Raw genomic sequence first — 18,917 nt, 5'->3', positions numbered from 1 at the left:
CTAAAGAATGGCCTTCTGCAACGGCAGGCAAAACGTAAACACCGAGCCCTGCTCCGGCTGGCTCGTCACCTCAATCGTACCGCCATGCGCTTCGACAATCGCCTTTGCGATTGCAAGCCCCATTCCCGTTCCCTTGACACGGTAACGCTGACCCTGGCCGCGATAGAACTTGTCGAAGATCATCATCCGCTCGAAGTCGTCGACACCAACGCCGCGGTCCGCCACGCTCGTACAGAGTCTGTTCTTCGATATCTCCGCGCTCACAAAAACTGGGCTGCCCTCGGGCGAATACTTCGCCGCATTCTCCAGCAAATGTTGCAGCACCTTCACGATGCGGTCGAGGTCCATCTCAACGACTGGCAGCGAATCCGCGATCCTCACGTCGACAGGGTGCGTCTTCAGCGCAGCGCCGACGGCCTCCATCGCAATATCCACCGCCTCGCGCATCGTATGCGGCCGCAGGTCAAGGGCAAACTCGTGGGCATCCAGCTCGGCCATCTCCATCGCCTGACCTACCAGACGGTCCAGCCGCGCCGCCTCCTCTTCAATCACCTCCATCATCTCGTCGCGCTGCGCTTCGTTGAGCGGGTCCGACTGAAGACTCGTAATCGCCGCCGTAATCGAGGTCAGCGGCGTGCGCAGCTCATGCGCGACAGAGTCCAGCAGCGCGTTGCGCAGCCGTTCGCTTTCGCGCGCGGCCTCGAGCTTCGTCAGCGTCTCCACCGCGCCCGCGCGCTCAATCGCAACCGCAGCCAGGCCGCACACCGCGTCCAGCGCCTCGGAGGACACGCGCGCACCGGTCACTCCAATGGCGCCGATGGGCCGCGTGCCCAGAAGGATCGGCACCAGCGTCACGTCGCGTGCCTCTTCTCGGCGATGGTCACGCGAGAAGGCAGTGTCCCGCAGCTCCGCGGCCGAGACATCCATGTAGTTCGGGCTCGACCGGTACACCCTGTCCCTTTCGCGCAGATAGACCGCCGCACCCGCAAGGCTGAGCGCGCCCGCGATCATCGCTGGCAGCGCACCTACCAGGTCGATCACATTTCCCGTCACCATCATCTGCTGGCTGAACTCGTACAGCCGCTCAGCCTCGCGCTGCCGCCGCTGGGCGATCTTCGCCTGACGTCGCGCGCGCTCCGCAAGCTGGCTGGCGACGATGCCCGTGACCAGGAACGTTCCCAGCGCCACCCAGTTGCGTCCATCGCGGATCGTAAACGTCAGCACCGGAGGCAGAAAGAAGAAATTGAATGCTGCCGAGCACAGGAACGACAGATACACCGCATGTCGCAGACCCCAGTTCGCCGAGACCAGAAGAATCACGATCAGCAGCGTGAAGGCCACCGTCAACTCGTTGACGTGCGGCCAGCGAAAGTACACGGCTACAATGACAGCGACGGCCGCCGTCGAAACGCTATACCGCATCAGGGACCACTGAACCGATCGACGCACGAAGACCATCTTATGCCAACACGTGAAAACATCACCGCCCCAGCAAAGACTCCCGAGGAGTGGCTCGAGTCGGTTGCGCCGGAAAAAACTCGCGGGACCTTCAAGCTCTTCCTCGGCTACGCGCCCGGCGTGGGCAAGACGTACAACATGCTCTCAGAGGCGATCCGCCGCCACGAACGCGGCGAAGACATCGTCATCGGCGTCGTCGAAAGCCACGGCCGCCCGCGCACCGCCGAGCTTGCCGCGCAGCTCGAAACCGTGCCCCGAAAGAAGATCGACTACAAGGGTGTCGTCTTCGAGGAGATGGACCTCGACTCCATCCTCGCCCGCAAGCCGCAGATCGTCCTCATCGATGAACTCGCGCACACCAACATCGAAGGCTCCAGGCACCACAAGCGTTACGAGGACGTCCTCGGCATCCTCGCCGCCAACATCGACGTGCTGGCCACCATGAACGTGCAGCACATCGAAAGCGTCGCCCCGACGGTGCAGAGCGTCACCGGCATCGCCATCCGCGAGACCGTGCCTGACTGGTTCCTTCAGCGCGCCGACGAGATCGTGATGGCCGACCTCACACCTGAGGCGCTGCAAACCCGTATGCGCCGCGGCGACATCTACGGCACCGACCGCGCCGAAAAGGCGCTCGCCAACTTCTTCCGCCGCGGCAACCTCATCGCGCTTCGGGAACTGGCATTGCAGCACGTCACCCGCGCCGTCGACCGCACGCTGACCGCGTACATGGATGCCAAGCGCATCCGCGAGAATTGGGCCGTGCGCGAGCGCGTGCTCGTCTGCATCAGCTCCAACTCCACCTCGCAGTCGCTCATCGCCCGAGGAGCGCGAGTCGCCGAAGGTGTAGGCGGCGAGCTGTTCGTTCTGCACGTCGAGACCGAGAACGAGCCGGACGAGCAGAACACGCTGCAAACGAATCTGCAATTCGCCCGCAACCTCGATGCGCAGGTCTTCGTCGTCAAAGGCAAAAACATCGCCCGCACCGCCGCCGCATTCGTGCGCAAAAAACGCATCACCCACGTCATCTTCGGACGCACCGCCGTTAGCGGTCTGCGCAAGTATCTTTACTACTGGGCCATCCAGCACTTCCTCAGCGAGTCGCCCAACGTCGACGTCCACATCGTCACCCAGCACACGGAGCGTGAATGACGGAAGCAAAGGTTCTCATCGTCGACGACGAGCAGCAGATCACCCGCGTCCTTCGTACCGCGCTCTCGACGCAAGGCTACGATCTTCGCATCGCGCACAACGGCGTCCAGGCGCTGGAGATCGCGCACCAATGGAAGCCCGACCTCGTCATCACCGACCTCGCCATGCCCGAGATGGATGGCGTGGAGCTGTGCCGCGAGCTGCGCTCCGTCTCGCAGGTCCCCATCATCGTGCTCTCCGTGCGCAACCAGGACCGCATGAAGATCGAGGCACTCGACGCCGGCGCCGACGACTACGTCACCAAGCCCTTCTCCATCCAGGAGCTTCAGGCCCGTGCGCGCGCGCAGCTTCGCCGCTCCACCGCAGCCTCCTCCGGCGAAAAGCCTGTCATCGCGCTCGGAGACTTCACCATCGACCTGCCACAACACCGCGTCGTCGTTCGCGGACAGGAGGTCCACCTCACGCCTAAGCAGTTCGACCTCCTCCTCGTTCTCGCGCGCCATCCAGGTCAGGTGCTCACGCACCGAGCGCTGCTGCACGCCGTTTGGGGAACCAACGCCGACCAGCCCGAGTATCTTCGCGTCAACATCGGCCAGCTCCGCAAGAAGATCGAGGCCACCGACGAGCCGCGCTACATCCTCACCGAACCGTGGATCGGCTACCGCTTCCGCCCGACAGGCGACAACGAACTTTGACGCAAGGCTTCCGAGAAAAATCCCATGACAAAAGATGACATCCTGCTGATCTACGAATACGACCGATGGGCCAATAGCAGAACGTTTGCGGCGGCTGCAAAGCTCAGCCACGAACAGTTCACACGCGACCTGGGTGGCAGCTTTCGTTCCGTGCGCGACACGCTCGTCCACATTCTCGGCGGCGAATGGATCTGGCTGACGTATTGGAGCAGCTCACCTGAAAACTCCGCGGACCTGATGGATATCCGAACACGCCGCGATGCTCTTTTTCTGCCGGAGACCATGGCCACATTTGCCGCCGTTGAGGCGAAGTGGAGAGAGGTCGAGCAACAGCAACTCGATTTCCTCGACCGGCTGACCGGGAACGAGCTTACGAAACTTCTTCCATTTCGCTCGACCAGCATTCCTCTGGTTCACCTGATGCAACACATGGCAAACCATTCGACGTATCACCGCGGACAGATCGCGCTGATGATGCGGCAGCTTGGCGCGGAACCACTCGCGACAGACTTTCATCTCTTCTGTACCGAAACGCACACCTAGCGTTTTGCCGGAGACTGGGCTCCCCCGTCCGCAGTCTTTATGACTTCTTTACGAAATCCCTACCCACTCTTTACGCCGCCGGAATTCACATAGACCCTGGCGCACGAGATCGTGCGACAGACAGGAGTGGAAACATGTGGGACATCGGATGCCTGTGCGCAACCGTAGCGTTCTTCCTTATCGCGATAACGTACGTCGCAGGCTGCCATCGTCTGACAGGAAAGGAAGTCCGCTGATGGGTCAGATCCTTCTTCTCGCCGCCATCGTCACGGCTCTTCTGGGCTATCTCGTCTACGCGCTCCTGCGCCCGGAAAAGTTCTAGAACCTCCAACCCACGGAAAGCCCTCACACACGAACATGACCGCCAACGGCTGGTTTCAAATCTGTCTCTTCTTCCTTCTCATCCTTGCCTGCGCGAAACCGCTCGGCACGTACATGGCGCGTGTCTTCGAGCGGCAGCGCACCTTCGCCGATCCCATCTTCCGCCCCATCGAGCGACTCCTTTACCGCATCGCCAGCATCGACGAGAACCGTGAGATGCGGTGGACTGAGTACGGCATCGCGATGCTCGTCTTCTCGCTCGTCACCATGCTCGTCACCTATGCGGTCGAGAGGCTGCAGCACATCCTGCCGCTCAACCCGCAGCACCTGGCGGCGGTCGCACCCGATCTCGCGCTCAATACCGCGGCGTCGTTCACCACCAACACCAACTGGCAGTCTTACGTGCCCGAAACGACGATGAGCTATCTCACGCAGATGCTCACGCTCGCGTATCACAACTTCTTCTCCGCTGCGGTCGGCATCGCGCTGGCCATCGCGCTGGTACGCGGCATCTCGCGCCGCGAGTCGAAGACGCTCGGCAACTTCTGGGTCGACACCACGCGCGCCTCCTTGTGGGTTCTGCTGCCCACCTGCCTCATCTACGCTCTTCTGCTGGTCTCGCAGGGCGTCATCCAGAACCTTCGCCCCTACGACACCGCGACCCTCGTTCAGCCGCAATCTGTAACCTCTACCGGCACAGATGGTAAAACGACGACAACGCAGACCATCACCACGCAGACGATCGCCCAGGGGCCAGTCGCTTCGCAGGAAGCCATCAAGATGCTCGGCACCAATGGCGGCGGCTTTTTCAATACCAACTCGGCGCACCCCTTTGAAAACCCCACGCCATTCTCGAATCTGCTGGAGATGCTCTCCATCTTCGTCATCCCCGCCGCACTTACCGTCACACTCGGACGCATGACGCGCTCTCCGGCACACGGCTGGGCTGTCTTCGCTGCCATGTCCGTGCTCTTCGCCGCAGGAGTAGGCGTTGCTTACTACGCGGAGGCGCAGCCCAATCCGCTGCTGCACTCCGCCGCGCTGCACATCGACCAACATGCTTCGCCACTACAGGCAGGCGGAAACATGGAAGGCAAAGAGGTCCGCTTCGGCATCGCCAACTCCGCGCTCTTCGCCACGGTCACAACGGACGCCAGCTGCGGCGCAGTCAACGGCATGCACGACTCCTTTATGCCCCTCGGCGGCCTGGTGCCGATGGTCAACATCATGCTCGGCGAAGTGATCTTCGGCGGTGTCGGAGCCGGACTTTATGGCATGTTGATCTTCGTCATCCTCGCCGTCTTCATCGCCGGACTCATGGTGGGCCGCACGCCCGAGTACCTCGGGAAAAAGATCGAGGCCTACGACGTGAAGATGGCCATGCTCTACGTGCTCATCTTCCCACTGTCGATCCTCGGGCTCTCCGCCGCCGCGCTGATGATGCCGAACCTCGGCCTCTCGTCGCTCGCCAACGCAGGCCCGCACGGACTCTCGGAGATCCTCTACGCCTACACCTCGGCCACCGGAAACAACGGCTCCGCCTTCGCGGGCCTCAACGCGAACACGCGCTGGTACAACCTGTCTCTGGCTACGGCCATGCTCGTCGGCCGCTTTCTGATGATCGTTCCCATGCTAGCCGTCGCCGGTTCGCTCGCGCAGAAGAAGCTCATTCCGCCCTCACCTGGAACATTTCCCGTGCACACGCCGCTCTTCACCGTGCTGCTCGTCGGAGTTGTCCTCATCGTCGGCGCGCTCACCTTCTTCCCTGCGCTCTCGCTTGGTCCCATCCTCGAGCACCTGCTGATGAACGCAGGCAAAACCTTCTAGCCAACGAAAGAAAATCATCATGGCACATACGCAAAAACGTTCCCTCTGGGACAGCAAGATCGTTCGCCGCGCCTTTATCGACGCCTTCGTCAAGCTCGACCCGCGCAAGATGATGAAGAACCCCGTCATGTTCGTGGTCGAGATCGGCAGCGTCGTCACGACGGCCTATCTACTGCGCGACGCGCTCGCACACAACAACACCCTCGGCTTCGATCTGCAGATTACGCTCTGGCTCTGGTTCACGGTGCTCTTCGCCAACTTCGCCGAGGCCATGGCCGAAGGCCGCGGCAAGGCCCAGGCCGACGCTCTGCGCCGCGCAAAGTCAGAGACCACCGCCGTGCGTCTCCGCCTCGATGGAGGCACAGAGAACGTCCCCAGTTCCGACCTCCGCTCCGGCGACTGCTGCATCGTCGTCGCTGGCCACATGATCCCCGGCGACGGCGAGATCATCGAAGGCGTTGCCTCTGTCGATGAGTCCGCCATCACCGGAGAGTCCGCGCCCGTCATCCGCGAGGCAGGCGGCGACCGCTCCGCCGTCACGGGAGGCACGCGCGTTCTCTCCGACCAGATCAAGCTCCGCATCACCTCGAACCCCGGCGAGACCTTCCTCGACCGCATGATCGCCCTGGTCGAAGGAGCCGAGCGGCAGAAGACGCCGAACGAGATCGCGCTCAACATCCTTCTCGCGGGACTCACCATCATCTTTCTGCTCGCCGTCGTCACCTTGCAGCCCATCGCCATCTACTCGACCGCGCCGCAGACCGTCTTCGTTCTCATCTCGCTGCTCGTCTGCCTCATTCCTACGACCATCGGCGGTCTGCTCTCGGCCATCGGCATCGCAGGCATGGACCGCCTCGTGCAGCACAACGTCCTCGCCATGTCGGGCCGCGCGGTCGAGGCCGCGGGCGACGTCAACACGCTGCTGCTCGACAAGACCGGCACCATCACACTCGGCAACCGCCAGGCTGCGGAGTTCATCCCCGCTCCCGGCGTCAGCAAAGACCAACTCGCCGACGCCGCGCAGCTCTCCTCGCTCCCCGACGAGACCCCCGAGGGCCGCAGCATCGTCGTCCTTGCCAAGGAACTCTACGGTCTGCGCGGGCGCGAGCTCCACGAGCTCAACGCCGAGTTCGTTCCCTTCTCCGCCACCACGCGCATGTCGGGGGTCAACTTCGATGGCCGCGTCATCCGCAAAGGCTCGACCGACGCCATCGCAAGGTTCCTTCAGGAGAACGGCGGCAAGCTCCCCGGCGAAGTCCGCACTGCCGTCGAGCTGGTCGCGCGCTCCGGTGGAACTCCGCTCGTCGTCGCCGAGAACCGCCAGGCACTCGGCGTCATTCATCTCAAAGACGTCGTCAAGGGCGGCATGAAGGAGCGCTTCGCGCAGCTTCGCGCCATGGGCATCAAGACCATCATGATCACCGGCGACAACCCGCTCACCGCCGCCGCCATCGCGCGCGAGGCCGGTGTCGACGACTTCCTCGCCGAAGCCAAGCCCAAGGACAAGATGGACCTCATCAAGCGCGAGCAGGCCGAAGGCAAGCTCGTCGCCATGACCGGGGACGGTACCAACGACGCACCTGCGCTCGCACAGGCCGACGTAGGCGTCGCCATGAACACCGGCACGCAGGCAGCGAAGGAGGCCGGCAACATGGTCGACCTCGACTCCAACCCAACCAAGCTGATCGAGATCGTTGAGATCGGCAAGCAACTGCTGATGACGCGCGGCGCGCTCACTACATTTTCAATCGCCAACGACGTGGCGAAGTACTTCGCCATCATTCCGGCCATGTTCGCGGCGACCTTCCCCGTGCTCGGCGCGCTCAACATCATGCACCTCCGGACGCCGCAGTCGGCCATCCTCTCGGCGGTCATCTTCAACGCAATCGTCATCATCGGCCTCATCCCGCTCGCGCTGCGCGGCGTCGGCTACAAGGCCATGTCTGCCGAAGCGCTGTTGCGCCGCAACCTTATCCTCTACGGCCTGGGCGGAATCGTCGCACCGTTCGTTGGAATCAAGCTCATCGACATGCTCATCACCGCAGTCCACCTGGCGTAAGGAAGTTCATCATGATCAATTCGCGTCAATCCTTCTCTCAAATCGCCCGCCATTCTGGGCGCAGCGAAGAATCTCAGTATTTCGCCGCCACCGCTTCAGAACCCCTTGCACAATCGCAGACCAGCCGTCTTGCGACAGACACAACCGAAAGAACCCCCATGCGCCGCCACATCGCCACCGCCGTCCTCTACACCATCGCAACGACGGTTCTCTTCGGCCTCATCTACCCACTCGCCGTCACCGGGGCTGCGCAACTTCTCTTCCACAACAAAGCCAACGGCCAGCTCCTCTACAAAGACGGGCGGCTCATTGGCTCGCGCCTCATCGGCCAGACGTTCTCCGGGCCCGCGTACTTCCACTCGCGCCCATCTTCCGCAGGCAATGGCTACGACGCCGCGAACTCCTCCGGCTCGAACTATGCGCCGACGAACAAGAAGCTGATCGACCGCGTCACCGCCGATGCCACCGCACTCCAGCAGGACAATCCCGGCACGCCAGTTCCCATTGATCTGGTCACGGCATCCGGCTCCGGGCTCGATCCGCACATCACGCCCGCGGCGGCCGAGTTCCAGGTCGCCCGCATCGCCCGCGAGCGTCACCTCACCGAAGACGCTGTGCGCCAGCTTGTTGCCCGCCACACCGAAGGCCGCCAGTTCGGCGTCCTCGGCGAGCCGCGCGTCAATGTGCTGGAGCTGAACCTCGACCTGGATCGAACAGCGCCCCCGGCGAAATAGGGTCTTCTGGCGTCACGCCGTCTTTATCGGCGGGCCGACGAGCGTCATGTCGTAGCGTTGAAAGAGCGCCGGATCCATCATGTTGACCTTGCCGTGAGCGATCTCCTGGAAGAACTGCTCCATCTTACCCGCGGGAGTAAAGGCGATGAGCATCTTCCCCGGCGTCGCCCCTGCTCCGGTGAAGGCGTGTGGAATCTTACGCGGAGCGAGCACAGAGTCGCCCGCTTTGAGCTGCACCCGTTTCTCCCCGACCTGAAAGAGGACCTCTCCCTCCATGACATAGAACCATTCATCCTGCGAGTGATGAAAGTGCAACGGAGGACCCCCTGCCAGAAGATTGGAGTGCTCGATCATGAAGAGATTCCCGCTCGTCTCCCGTGGTGAAGTTTTGAAACTGAACCGGCTGTAGCCAAGCGTGTAAGATTTGCCTGCGATGTCCTGCCCAGCCGGAACAACATGGGCCTCTTTGAGCGGTGCGCCCGATGGCTCCGTCGCCAATGCGAAGGGCTGTGAAAGCGTAAGGGGAAATGCCGAGGCAGCAGACTTGAGAAAGTTGCGACGCTTCATGAGTAGGGTCTCCTGACGTGCTGGCCCGATTCCGCGCAAGTATACACAAACGCTACTGGCTCGACGTCACTGGCTCTGATTGCCCGTCCGCATCAGGGCGATCCCGGCGGATAATGATTTTCTCTGACGATTCAATATTGTCATAAATGAAAATTTATTTTGGTCCGACCAATTTTCTGCTAGCATTTCGTCCCTATGGACAACATCAACCCCGCCCGTCGCGAACTCCTCAAGTTTGGCAGCATGGGACTGGCCGCCGCTGCGGTCACCGCCGCGCCATCTGCCTTTGCCACCACGCCCAAAGCATCTGCTGCATTCCCTTCCGGTGCCATCTTCGACATCCGCACCTATGGCGCGGTTGGCGACGGCAAAACCGTCTGTTCCCCCGCAATCAACAAGGCAATCGAGGCCGCGGCAGCCGTCGGTGGAGGCACCGTCTACTTCCCCGCAGGCACCTGGATCACCTTCTCCATCCGCCTCAAAAGTCACGTCAACCTGCATCTTTCGCAGGGCGCGACCATCCTCGCTGCCGACTCGCCCAAGCCTGGCGAGACAACCGGCTACAACGGCGGAACCTACGACGCCGCCGAGCCTAACGACCCCTGGACACCCTACCAGGACTACGGCCACAATCACTGGCACAACTCCCTCATCTGGGGCGAGAGCATCAACGATGTCTCCATCACCGGCCCCGGTCTCATCTGGGGCAAGGGCCTCAGCCGCGGGACCCGAAGCAGCGCCGTCGCCGGTGCTCCAGGTTTTCTCGCCGAGCAGGCTGGCGTAGGCAACAAAGCCATTGCGCTTAAGAACTGCCGCAACGTCCTCTTCCGCGACTTCTCCCTTTTGAAGGGCGGACACTTCGGCTTTCTGCTCACCGGCGTCGACAACCTGACCATCGACAACATCACCATCGACACCGACCGCGACGGCATCGACATCGACTGCTGCCGCAACGTCCGCGTCTCCAACTGCTTCGTCAACTCGCCATGGGACGACGGCATCTGCCCGAAGTCCAGCTACGCTCTCGGCTACGCCCGCGCCACCGAGAACCTGACCATCACCAACTGCTACGTCTCCGGCTGCTACGAACTGGGCGCCTTCCTCGACGGCACCTTCAAGAAGTTCGCGCCCGGCTTCCGCGTCCCACGCAACGGACGCATCAAATGTGGAACCGAGTCCAACGGCGGCTTCAAGAACATCACCATCTCCAACTGCGTCGTGGAAGGCTGCCGCGGCCTCGCGCTCGAAAGCGTGGACGGCGCGCTCTGCGAAGACATCGCCATCTCCAACATCACCATGCGCGATGTCGTCAGCGCACCCTTCTTCTTTCGCCTCGGAGCGCGTCTCCGCGGGCCGAAGGAGACCACTAAAACCGGGACCCTGCGTCGCGTTCTCGTCGACAACGTCTCGAGCTTCAACACGGTCTCGCACATCTCATCCATCATCAGCGGCATTCCGGACTACCCCATTCAGGACCTCAAACTCTCCAACATCTACATCCAGCACCAGGGCGGAGGCACGGCCGAGCATGCGAAGATCGTCATCCCCGAAGCCATCGACGCCTACCCCGACCCCCAGAGGTTTGGCACCGACACTCCCTCCCAGGGCTTCTTCCTGCGGCACATCGACAATCTCGAGATGAGTCACGTCGAAGTCGCTCCGGCCACCGTCGACGCGCGACCCAGCTTCTACCTCGATGGGATCAACCGCGTCGACTTCATCGCCGTCACCGCGCCCACAACACCGCCGGCCTTCGCTCTACACAAAGTGACCGACCTGCGCATCGCCATCAGCCGCGCTGCGAAGGACACACAGTTGGCCACAGCCGATAACCAGTCTCTTTAGAAGGTATGTGTCGCGCCTTCAGCGCTCTGGTTGATCGTCGGCCTATAAACCTGGGCCTTCGGCCTAGACTGGTATGTTGGCAGGCCTTCGGCCCTGAAAGCAAGAACTACACCTATAAGGGAAATGCCCTAGAAGTGCCACCCTGTTACTTAGCATTTTTCACTCATGTGTAGTCCAAAGGCCAAAGGCTCGACAGATATCAGCCTGGGCCGAAGGCCCAGGTAAGCGATGCCAATCAAAGCTCCGAGCGCTGAAGGCGCGACATAAATCCACGCCGAATGAACCATGCCTCAAGGAAAATTGCCCTAACGCAAAGCAGGGGAGGATATCTTCCGCAGCACGAAGTACATCATCTCCTGCACAGCCCCGGCAGGCGTGTGATGGCTGACCCTATGCGACTCGACCAGCTCAAGCCTCGCTCCGGTTGCCTTCTTCAGCGCGGCCTCGTCATACCGGACAACCTCAAGACCGCTGCATCGCAGCGGGCCATCGGGAGCAAACGTCGCCAGCACCAGCACGCCATCGGGTCGTAGAATCCGCGCAACCTGCCTGAAGTACGCCGCCTGCTCTCCAGCGCCCGTCAAAAAGTGAAAGACCGCGCGATCGTGGCACAGGCCGTACCGGTTTTCTTCCAGCGCCGCGTCGAGAAAGTCCGCTGCGATCCACTTCACCTTCTGCGCAGCGTCTCCCAGGCGAAGCCGCGACACGGCCAGCGCGTCCCCGGCGATGTCCAGCACGGAGACGTCGTTGTATCCGGCAGCCAGCAGGTCATCTGCCAGCGTAGAGGCCCCGCCGCCAATATCCAGAATCGCCGCATGCTTCGACGCCGCAAAGCGCGCAATCAGGTCGAGCGACGCCTCCAGGTGAGCGCGATACCAGCTCACCTGTGTCGCCTGTTTTTCGCGGTAGATCTTCTCCCAGTGCGCGTGGCGGTCCATCGAATGGGCCCTCGTCTCTGCCGTATATCCTATCTTGCGAACATTTATCCGATAAACACGTAAACATGCTTGTGCTGAAGTACGCTCCATGTTTTCATCTGTCTACGACCCTCAGGAGTTCCCGATGCCCTATCACGTCACACGCGAAGGCCAGACCTATGGCCCTTACTCTCTTGAAGACCTGCAACGCTATGTCGCCAGCGGCAATGTTTTGCTCACCGACCTTGCGAAGGCAGACGACGCTGCGGAGTGGGTCCCGGTCGCGCAGATACTCGGCGTCACAACTCCGCCTGCCACCCCACCCGCGGCACCCGGATACGTACCCGCGCCAGTCAATCCCTACCTGAACCCGGGGGCCTCAACCTACCCCGATCCGCCCAATCTGCACTGGGCGCTCGTACTCGTCATTGCCATCTGCACCTGCGGCGTCTTCGCCATCATCTGGGACTTCGTTCAGGTGTTGTGGGTGCGCCGCATCGAACCGCAGACCAGAGCATTCACCTACTTCCTCTTCTACGTGGTGCTCTCATTCATCAACGGAGGCCTCTCCGCCGGAGCCAGCGCCGCAGTCATGTCGGGACACACACCCCACCGCCACCCGGCTTCATTCGTCATCGCGCTTGGGGTCTTCGTGCTGGTCATCCTCTATCGCTTCAGCATGAAGAACTCGATCGAGCAGTTCTATAATACCGTCGAACCCCTCGGCCTGCGCCTTGGCCCGGTCATGACCTTCTTCTTCGGCGGACTCTACTTCCAGTACCACTTCAACCGCATCAACCAGATCAAGCAGGCAGCACGCTACCGCGGAATCTAGCCATGACGCACCCGCCACGCAGCCGCCTCGTTCTGTTCTCACAAGCGGCTGCTCCTTTAGCGCTGCTGGCGCTCGCGGCTGTCATCCTGCTGCGCTTCCCGCCGGAACAGTACGGCTTCTATCCACAGTGTCCCATCCATCGCTTCGCTGGAGTTCTCTGTCCCGGCTGCGGAACCACACGCGCACTCGCAGCTCTTCTTCACGGCGAGCTCGGCGATGCTCTCCGCCTGAACGCGCTTACGGTACTGCTGCTTCCCGTCGCTGGCGGCTATGCCGCCACATGCTACGCGCGCATGATCGCGAACAAACCGTTCCGCCTCCCGCAGCCACCACCGTCTGCGATCTACGGGACACTGGCGGCAGCAACCATCTTCACCATCGTCCGCAACCTTTGATTCCGCAAAGCGGGCGCCCCATCTTCGGCGCGGCTTTATCGCGACTAAGGTGGGCATTCGAGCGAAAGCTCGAACTTGCAAAAACAAAACGGCCCCGGCAAAAGCCGAGGCCGTTCGCACATCTGTTTGTCTTACGCTTCCACGGCGACTGGCTCGGACGCAGGCTGGGCGGAACCGCCCTTGAGGTCCGTGCCGCCCGGCTTGCGAATGTCGATGCCACCCTTGAAGAATGCGCCATCTTCGATCGAGATGCGCGCTGCAATCACATCGCCCGTCAGCGAACCTTCGCTGCGGATGTCGACGCGATCGCTCGCCTGGCAGTTGCCGCGAACCTTACCCAGCACAACAACCTCGCGTGCCACGATGTTGGCAGCCACCTGGCCATTGCGGCCAACGGTGACGCGGTTCCCTGGAAGGTTGATCGCGCCTTCCACCTTGCCGTCGATATACAACGACTCTGATCCAGTCACCTCGCCCTTGACGACCAGCGACTTTCCAATCGTCGCCTGCTCGCCCGAGCTCGGTGCTGCGGTTCCCGTGCCCACCGGCGAAGCAGCGCGCGGAGCTTCATAGCTCGGCGCCGGGGGAGTCGGCCGCGACGGTTCTGGAGTTGAGGGGCTATTGCTTCCCGGCTGATTCGGTTTCCACATATTCGTAAATATCCTTTCCTTCACTCACTGGAGATGACCCCTCGTGCGGGCTCCATCAACGTACTGCCACACTTTGGCTGAACGCTTGTTTTCACGATACTACTCCGCGGCACATCACGGATTACGCAAGATTCACAATCTATTCCACAGCCCTTGAACCTACTTCAACACTCCCGGAATCTCTTTCCCACATCCCTGAACTTTCTTCCACACGTAACCCCTTTTGTTCCATTCCACGAAAGTGACAGCCTGGGTCTCCCTTTATTCGCCGGCTCTCGGATAGCATGGCAGCACTTGGTTCCTCTGGTTGCGGAAACCTTCGCAACTACCGATCAACAACGGCCGGCCTTCGCAGAGAAACAACTACGGGCCGGCCTTTCCATTCCTCATCCTGAGCTGGCCCCACGTGAGATCCCGCACCCTCCTCCTTCTGCTGAGCATCTTCGTCTCCAACGCTGCAACCACATTCGCCGCCGCACCCAAAGTCCACACCGTCTCGCTCGGGGCCGTCCGCCGCGTACCCTACACCCAGCCCGACGCTACCGCTGAAGCGAAGTACGACGAGACCTCCACCATCAAAGTGCGTCCGCTCTTCGTCGACGACCGCCAGAAAGACTGGACCACCGGCGAGGCCCACGACATCACCGACCGCACCTTCGCCATCCGCCGCGCCCTGCGTATCAACGACGCTCTGCCGACTGATCCCGCGCCGCGCTGGATCTGGCAGCCCGGCCCCTGGATTACCGTCGACCGCATCACTGGACACATCACCGCGCTGCATCTTCCCTCATTCGACCCCGTCGTCTCCAACGCCGTCTGGTTCCGCGACTACGCCGCCTACTGCGGCACCGGCAGCACCGCCAAAGGTGGAGGCAGCCTTTACGTCATCGTCGCGCAACTGGGAGCGCGACGCCCCGTCGTGCAAAAAATCATCGGAAGGTGGCCCGAGCCCAACCACTTCATTCCCGTCTGCCAGCCCGCAACGTGGGAGCGCCTTCCGCTGCGCGTCACCATCCAACCCACCGGCGGCGAGGCCACGACCTACAGCGTCGTCGGAACCTCCTCCATCGTCGAAGAAGGCGACAACGACGACAACAATTAGCTGTCGTCATAAATTCTTTATCTCCCCGGTGTAGCATCGAATTCAAATCACCCAGGAGAAGACAAACACGATGAAGGTCATGCGTCTGGCAGACACGCAGCCCACGCAGTTGGTCGAAGCCTCTCTCCCGCAACCTCAACCCAGCCCCGGCGAGGTTCTTGTCCGTGTCTCGGCGGCTGGCATCATACGCACCGAACTCCAGTGGTATCCCACGACGCATACCAAAACCGGCGACAAGCGCGCAGGTGCGGTTCCCGCGCACGAGTTCTCCGGCACCGTCGCCGCCGTGGGCGAAAGTGTGACCGACTTCACCATCGGCCAGGCCGTCTTCGGCATGAACGACTGGTTCGAAGAGGGCGCGCTCGCCGAATACTGCCTCGCACTCGCCACCTCCATCGCCCCCGCCCCCACCACGCTCTCTCCCGTCGAAGCGGCCACCGTTCCCATCAGCGCTCTCACGGCATGGCAGGGGCTCTTCCACCGCGGACATCTTCATCCCGGCGACCGTGTCCTCATCCACGGCGGCGCGGGCGGCGTCGGACTCTTCGCGGTGCAGATCGCGCACCTTTACGGAGCGCACGTCATCGCCACCGCTTCGCCGCGCAACTTCGACTTCATCCGCCAGCTCGGCGCCGACGAGATCATCGACTCGCGCGCAACCCCATTCGAAGAAGCCATCACGCAGCCCGTCGAGATCGTCTTCGACACCGTCGGCGGCGACACGCTGCTGCGCTCGCTTCCGTTCCTCAGCCCCGGTCACTATGCCGTCACGATTACATCCGACCACGAGGCCGCCGAAGATCCCCGCATCAAGGAAGCCTTCTTCATCGTCGAACCCAACCAGCGTCAGCTAATGGAGATCGCCGGCCTCATCGACACCAGCAAGCTGAAGACATACGTCGATGCCGTCGTCCCCTTCTCCGACGCCAACATCGCTTATACCGGAACTCCGGCGGACCGGCGCGGGCACGGAAAGCTCGTCGTCGCCGTCGAGCCAGGCGTTCGCTAGGATGCGCCACCTTCAGCTAAGGCGCAACAAATTCCGGGTGCCCCATCCTTCGCGCTTTTGCGAAGGGTGGGAATAATCGCTACTTCCCAAGCAAAGGCTTCAGCAAAGCCTCCAGCCCATTCCATGCGATCTGCACTCCAATGCACAACAGGATGAACGCAATCACGCGCAGGATTCCATGCGTCGTCGACGGCGAGATCTTTCCTGTAATCTGCGGTGCATACGCATAGCATACGTAGACCAGCAGGCTCAGCAGCACGACCGCCAGCATCAACCCTGCACGGGCAAGCACCGTCTGCGGCAGCGTCGTGCCCTCCATCGTATGCGCGCTCAGCGTCAGCATGACGACCAGGCATCCCGGCCCCGCCGTAATCGGAAACATCAGCGGATAAAACGTCTTCCCCGACCACCTGTCCTGACCGTCGCCGCGCACCGCCGTCTTGACCTCGCTCTCCTTGTCCTTGTCCGCGTCCGGCTTGTTCAGCACTCCCCAGCCAATCGCGGCCACCACCACGCCTCCCGATAGTTGAACGATCGGCAACGAAATCCCAAAGAACGACAGCAGGAACGACCCGACCAGCTCAATCACCGCGAAGAACAACACCATATTGATGGCGATCTGCCGGGCCAGCGACTTGTAAACCGCAGGCGGCTGCAATCCCACCAGGCCCAGGAACACCAGCGCCGAGCCCAGCGGATTGACCACAGGCAGCAACGCGCTGAACCCCAGGGCAAAGTGCCTCCATAAATCGCCCACATCGCCTCCACGAGCAGCCGGCCTCACCTGCAAACGGCCCTCTGCAACAATATCGCACTGCGCCGTATCATCAAGCCATGGAGCCCCTCGACGACCTCCTTCGCCAGGCAGAGATTGCGCACGGCCACCTCTGCGCCGGGCAGATTCTGGGCGTGCGCCTCGCCATGCTCGGCTGCCAGCGCCTCGGCATCGCCGAGCCCCGCACCACCGGCCGCAAGCGCCTCGTCACCTTCGTCGAGATCGACCGCTGTGCAACAGACGCGATTGCGGTCGTCACCGGCTGCCGTCTCGGCAAGCGCGCGCTCAAGTTCCGCGACTGGGGAAAGATGGCCGCCACCTTCGTCGACCTGAACGCTCCGCTCGATGCTCTCGAAGACGGCACGCCCACCTATAAAGCCATCCGTGTCGCCGCGCTCGAAAGCTCCAAACAGCGCGCCCGCGAGCTCTACCCCCACATCGAAAATAAGAACCAGCAGCAGATGCTCGCCTACCGCGAGCTGCCCGACGCCGAACTTTTCAGCGAGCAGTGGGTCCGCGTGCCGCTCCACCCCCGTGAGATGCCAGGCTACAAGTCCCCGCGCATCGTCTGCGAGCAGTGCGGCGAAGGCATCAACTACGACCGCGAGCGCCAATTACAAGCCGGTGTCACACGAACGCTGTGTCAAGCCTGCGCCTCGCCCGAAACCCGCTACTACCAGACTCTGTAGACACCCTCAGCCATTACAGCAACGGCCATGCAACTGAATCGGCGGACACTTTTCGGAACCATACGAGCAGAAGACGCAGCAGTCGCCCGCCTTCGGGCGGATCACTGCCTTACATCCCACGCATTCGTGGAAAAAACGGCAGGAGTCTGAAGGCATTGTCTCCGTTGTCTCATAGCCGCAATGCGGGCAGGTGAGCACTGACTCGAGGACAACGCCCCAATCTGTCACCGTTGCATACCGTCATGCAGCTTTGAAGGGAAGCCCGCGTTCGTTGTCGCCTTCACCAGAGCCGATGGGTTTGCCTTCTCAGCGTCATACTTCACTGTCGCCGTCTTGTGATCGTAGTCCACCTTTGCGGACATCACCCCGGGAACCTTTTCAAGAGCTTTCCGAATCGTGATCGAGCACGTGGAACAGGTCATATTCTGTACATCGAGAACGGCGGTTTGAGGGGTCGCAGCCAGAGCGGCCACCGGCAACCCCATCAGCAGGACAGCAATCAGTCTTCGCATCGTACTTTCCTTTCAACGGTAGAAGAGCGGCATCAGCCACGGCGACGCGACCAGCAAGAGCAGCAGAGGAGCGACCAGCCAAAACAACACTTTCTGGAGTTTTCGTGTTCTCTCCGTGACACAAAGTCCATCTGCATCGCAATCGACAGGCGCCAGATAGAGCTTTCGGAAGGCGAGGCCAAGGAAGACAAAGACAAGCACAATGAAGACAGGTCGATAGGGCTCCAGCGCGGTCAGGTTGCCGATCCACGCCCCTCCAATCCCAAGGCTCAACAGCAGAAGCGGCCCCACGCAACAAGCAGACGCTCCGATACCCGCAAGCAGCCCTCCCGTCAACTCGATCTTCGTGTTCGGCGATCGCATCTCGAAGCGTCCCTTTCCACCATCACTCTAAGCTCCGTACCATAGTACGGAGTCAAGTGAGGCAGCGATGACCGACGAAATGACAATTGGAACCCTGGCAATCCATGGCGGCGTCAATGTTGAGACCATCCGCTACTATCAGAGGCGGGGCCTGCTGCATGAGCCATCGAAACCATCCGGCGGCTTTCGCCGCTATTCGACGGAAACCGTGAAGCGAGTGCGATTTATCAAAAGAGCTCAGGCCCTGGGGTTCACCCTCGAAGAGATTACAGGGCTTCTGGCGCTCGATGAAAGAAGGGCCTGCCTGGAGACTCGCCAGGCCGCCGCACAGAAGCTGGCGTTGATCGAAGAGAAGATTTCAGACCTGTCGAGAATAAAGAAGTCTCTCGCCCGGCTTGTGCATGCCTGCGACTCTTCTGCTGCCGGCGAACCATGTCCGATCATTCATCTGCTCATACAGGACTGAACC

Annotated in this window: 21 protein-coding genes; 14 read left to right on the top strand and 7 right to left on the bottom strand. The window is 61.6% G+C overall.

Features of this window, described 5'->3' with window-relative positions; genetic code table 11:
- Positions 1-1,449 carry a DUF4118 domain-containing protein gene (locus JSS95_10875; GenBank protein ID MBS1800320.1) on the bottom strand — a complete coding sequence of 483 codons (1,449 nt, stop codon included), beginning with the start codon at positions 1,447-1,449 and terminating at the stop codon, positions 1-3.
- A gap of 12 nt (positions 1,450-1,461) precedes the next feature.
- Here JSS95_10875 and JSS95_10870 point away from each other — a divergent pair, with 12 nt between their 5' ends.
- The 7 genes from JSS95_10870 (at position 1,462) to kdpC (ending at position 8,789) form a co-directional block, all read left to right on the top strand.
- Positions 1,462-2,610 carry a histidine kinase gene (locus JSS95_10870; protein ID MBS1800319.1) on the top strand — a complete coding sequence of 383 codons (1,149 nt, stop codon included), beginning with the start codon at positions 1,462-1,464 and terminating at the stop codon, positions 2,608-2,610.
- Positions 2,607-3,305 (top strand): response regulator transcription factor, encoded by a 699-nt coding sequence (locus JSS95_10865; protein ID MBS1800318.1) that lies wholly within the window; start codon positions 2,607-2,609, stop codon positions 3,303-3,305. Before JSS95_10870 ends, JSS95_10865 begins: the two co-directional genes overlap by 4 nt.
- Before the next feature lie 24 nt (positions 3,306-3,329).
- On the top strand, positions 3,330-3,848 hold the full coding sequence (locus JSS95_10860) for a DinB family protein (GenBank protein ID MBS1800317.1): 519 nt from the start codon (positions 3,330-3,332) through the stop codon (positions 3,846-3,848).
- Positions 3,849-3,996: 148 nt separating this feature from the next.
- Positions 3,997-4,170, top strand: coding sequence for a K(+)-transporting ATPase subunit F (gene kdpF / locus JSS95_10855; protein ID MBS1800316.1), 174 nt, complete (start codon positions 3,997-3,999; stop codon positions 4,168-4,170).
- A 35-nt stretch (positions 4,171-4,205) separates the two neighbouring features.
- On the top strand, positions 4,206-5,996 hold the full coding sequence (kdpA, locus tag JSS95_10850; GenBank protein ID MBS1800315.1) for a potassium-transporting ATPase subunit KdpA: 1,791 nt from the start codon (positions 4,206-4,208) through the stop codon (positions 5,994-5,996).
- A 19-nt stretch (positions 5,997-6,015) separates the two neighbouring features.
- Entirely contained in the window at positions 6,016-8,055 is a 2,040-nt protein-coding gene (kdpB, locus tag JSS95_10845) for a potassium-transporting ATPase subunit KdpB (protein ID MBS1800314.1), read from the top strand.
- A 158-nt stretch (positions 8,056-8,213) separates the two neighbouring features.
- On the top strand, positions 8,214-8,789 hold the full coding sequence (gene kdpC / locus JSS95_10840; GenBank protein MBS1800313.1) for a potassium-transporting ATPase subunit KdpC: 576 nt from the start codon (positions 8,214-8,216) through the stop codon (positions 8,787-8,789).
- A gap of 12 nt (positions 8,790-8,801) precedes the next feature.
- On the opposite strand, the gene JSS95_10835 is transcribed toward kdpC, so the two are convergent.
- On the bottom strand, positions 8,802-9,356 hold the full coding sequence (locus JSS95_10835; GenBank protein ID MBS1800312.1) for a cupin domain-containing protein: 555 nt from the start codon (positions 9,354-9,356) through the stop codon (positions 8,802-8,804).
- Between the two features lie 195 nt (positions 9,357-9,551).
- On the opposite strand from JSS95_10835, the gene JSS95_10830 reads away from it, so the two are divergent.
- The gene (locus JSS95_10830; protein ID MBS1800311.1) at positions 9,552-11,201 is read left to right on the top strand and encodes a glycoside hydrolase family 28 protein; all 1,650 of its coding nucleotides are present in this window, start codon (positions 9,552-9,554) and stop codon (positions 11,199-11,201) included.
- Between the two features lie 305 nt (positions 11,202-11,506).
- Here JSS95_10830 and JSS95_10825 read toward each other — a convergent pair whose 3' ends face one another.
- Positions 11,507-12,139 carry a class I SAM-dependent methyltransferase gene (locus tag JSS95_10825; protein MBS1800310.1) on the bottom strand — a complete coding sequence of 211 codons (633 nt, stop codon included), beginning with the start codon at positions 12,137-12,139 and terminating at the stop codon, positions 11,507-11,509.
- A 124-nt stretch (positions 12,140-12,263) separates the two neighbouring features.
- Between JSS95_10825 and JSS95_10820 the strand changes: the two genes are divergently transcribed.
- Complete coding sequence (locus JSS95_10820) at positions 12,264-12,953, top strand: DUF4339 domain-containing protein (protein MBS1800309.1); 690 nt, start codon at positions 12,264-12,266, stop codon at positions 12,951-12,953.
- A 2-nt stretch (positions 12,954-12,955) separates the two neighbouring features.
- Entirely contained in the window at positions 12,956-13,348 is a 393-nt protein-coding gene (locus tag JSS95_10815) for a DUF2752 domain-containing protein (protein ID MBS1800308.1), read from the top strand.
- 131 nt (positions 13,349-13,479) lie between these two features.
- Here JSS95_10815 and JSS95_10810 read toward each other — a convergent pair whose 3' ends face one another.
- Entirely contained in the window at positions 13,480-13,998 is a 519-nt protein-coding gene (locus JSS95_10810; GenBank protein ID MBS1800307.1) for a polymer-forming cytoskeletal protein, read from the bottom strand.
- 433 nt (positions 13,999-14,431) lie between these two features.
- On the opposite strand from JSS95_10810, the gene JSS95_10805 reads away from it, so the two are divergent.
- Together JSS95_10805 and JSS95_10800 are read left to right on the top strand one after the other, a co-directional pair.
- A complete protein-coding gene (locus JSS95_10805) occupies positions 14,432-15,100 on the top strand; it encodes a hypothetical protein (GenBank protein ID MBS1800306.1) in 669 nt (222 codons plus the stop codon).
- A gap of 70 nt (positions 15,101-15,170) precedes the next feature.
- Positions 15,171-16,109 carry an NADP-dependent oxidoreductase gene (locus JSS95_10800; GenBank protein MBS1800305.1) on the top strand — a complete coding sequence of 313 codons (939 nt, stop codon included), beginning with the start codon at positions 15,171-15,173 and terminating at the stop codon, positions 16,107-16,109.
- A gap of 79 nt (positions 16,110-16,188) precedes the next feature.
- Here the strand turns inward: JSS95_10800 and JSS95_10795 are convergent, their stop codons facing one another.
- Positions 16,189-16,866 (bottom strand): MarC family protein, encoded by a 678-nt coding sequence (locus JSS95_10795; protein ID MBS1800304.1) that lies wholly within the window; start codon positions 16,864-16,866, stop codon positions 16,189-16,191.
- Positions 16,867-16,943: 77 nt separating this feature from the next.
- Between JSS95_10795 and JSS95_10790 the strand changes: the two genes are divergently transcribed.
- A complete protein-coding gene (locus JSS95_10790) occupies positions 16,944-17,573 on the top strand; it encodes a formylmethanofuran dehydrogenase (GenBank protein ID MBS1800303.1) in 630 nt (209 codons plus the stop codon).
- A gap of 224 nt (positions 17,574-17,797) precedes the next feature.
- Here the strand turns inward: JSS95_10790 and JSS95_10785 are convergent, their stop codons facing one another.
- Both JSS95_10785 and JSS95_10780 read right to left on the bottom strand, forming a co-directional pair.
- Complete coding sequence (locus JSS95_10785; protein MBS1800302.1) at positions 17,798-18,085, bottom strand: cation transporter; 288 nt, start codon at positions 18,083-18,085, stop codon at positions 17,798-17,800.
- Between the two features lie 12 nt (positions 18,086-18,097).
- Positions 18,098-18,448: a mercury transporter MerT gene (locus JSS95_10780; protein ID MBS1800301.1), complete on the bottom strand. Its 351-nt coding sequence runs from the start codon at positions 18,446-18,448 to the stop codon at positions 18,098-18,100.
- 67 nt (positions 18,449-18,515) lie between these two features.
- On the opposite strand from JSS95_10780, the gene merR reads away from it, so the two are divergent.
- Positions 18,516-18,914: an Hg(II)-responsive transcriptional regulator gene (gene merR, locus JSS95_10775; protein MBS1800300.1), complete on the top strand. Its 399-nt coding sequence runs from the start codon at positions 18,516-18,518 to the stop codon at positions 18,912-18,914.
- The last annotated feature ends 3 nt before the right edge of the window (positions 18,915-18,917 follow it).

The organism is Acidobacteriota bacterium (assembly GCA_018268895.1).
Lineage (GTDB): Bacteria > Acidobacteriota > Terriglobia > Terriglobales > Acidobacteriaceae > Edaphobacter.
Note: the sequence above shows the minus strand (reverse complement) of the source record. Positions and strands in the feature narration are given on the sequence as shown.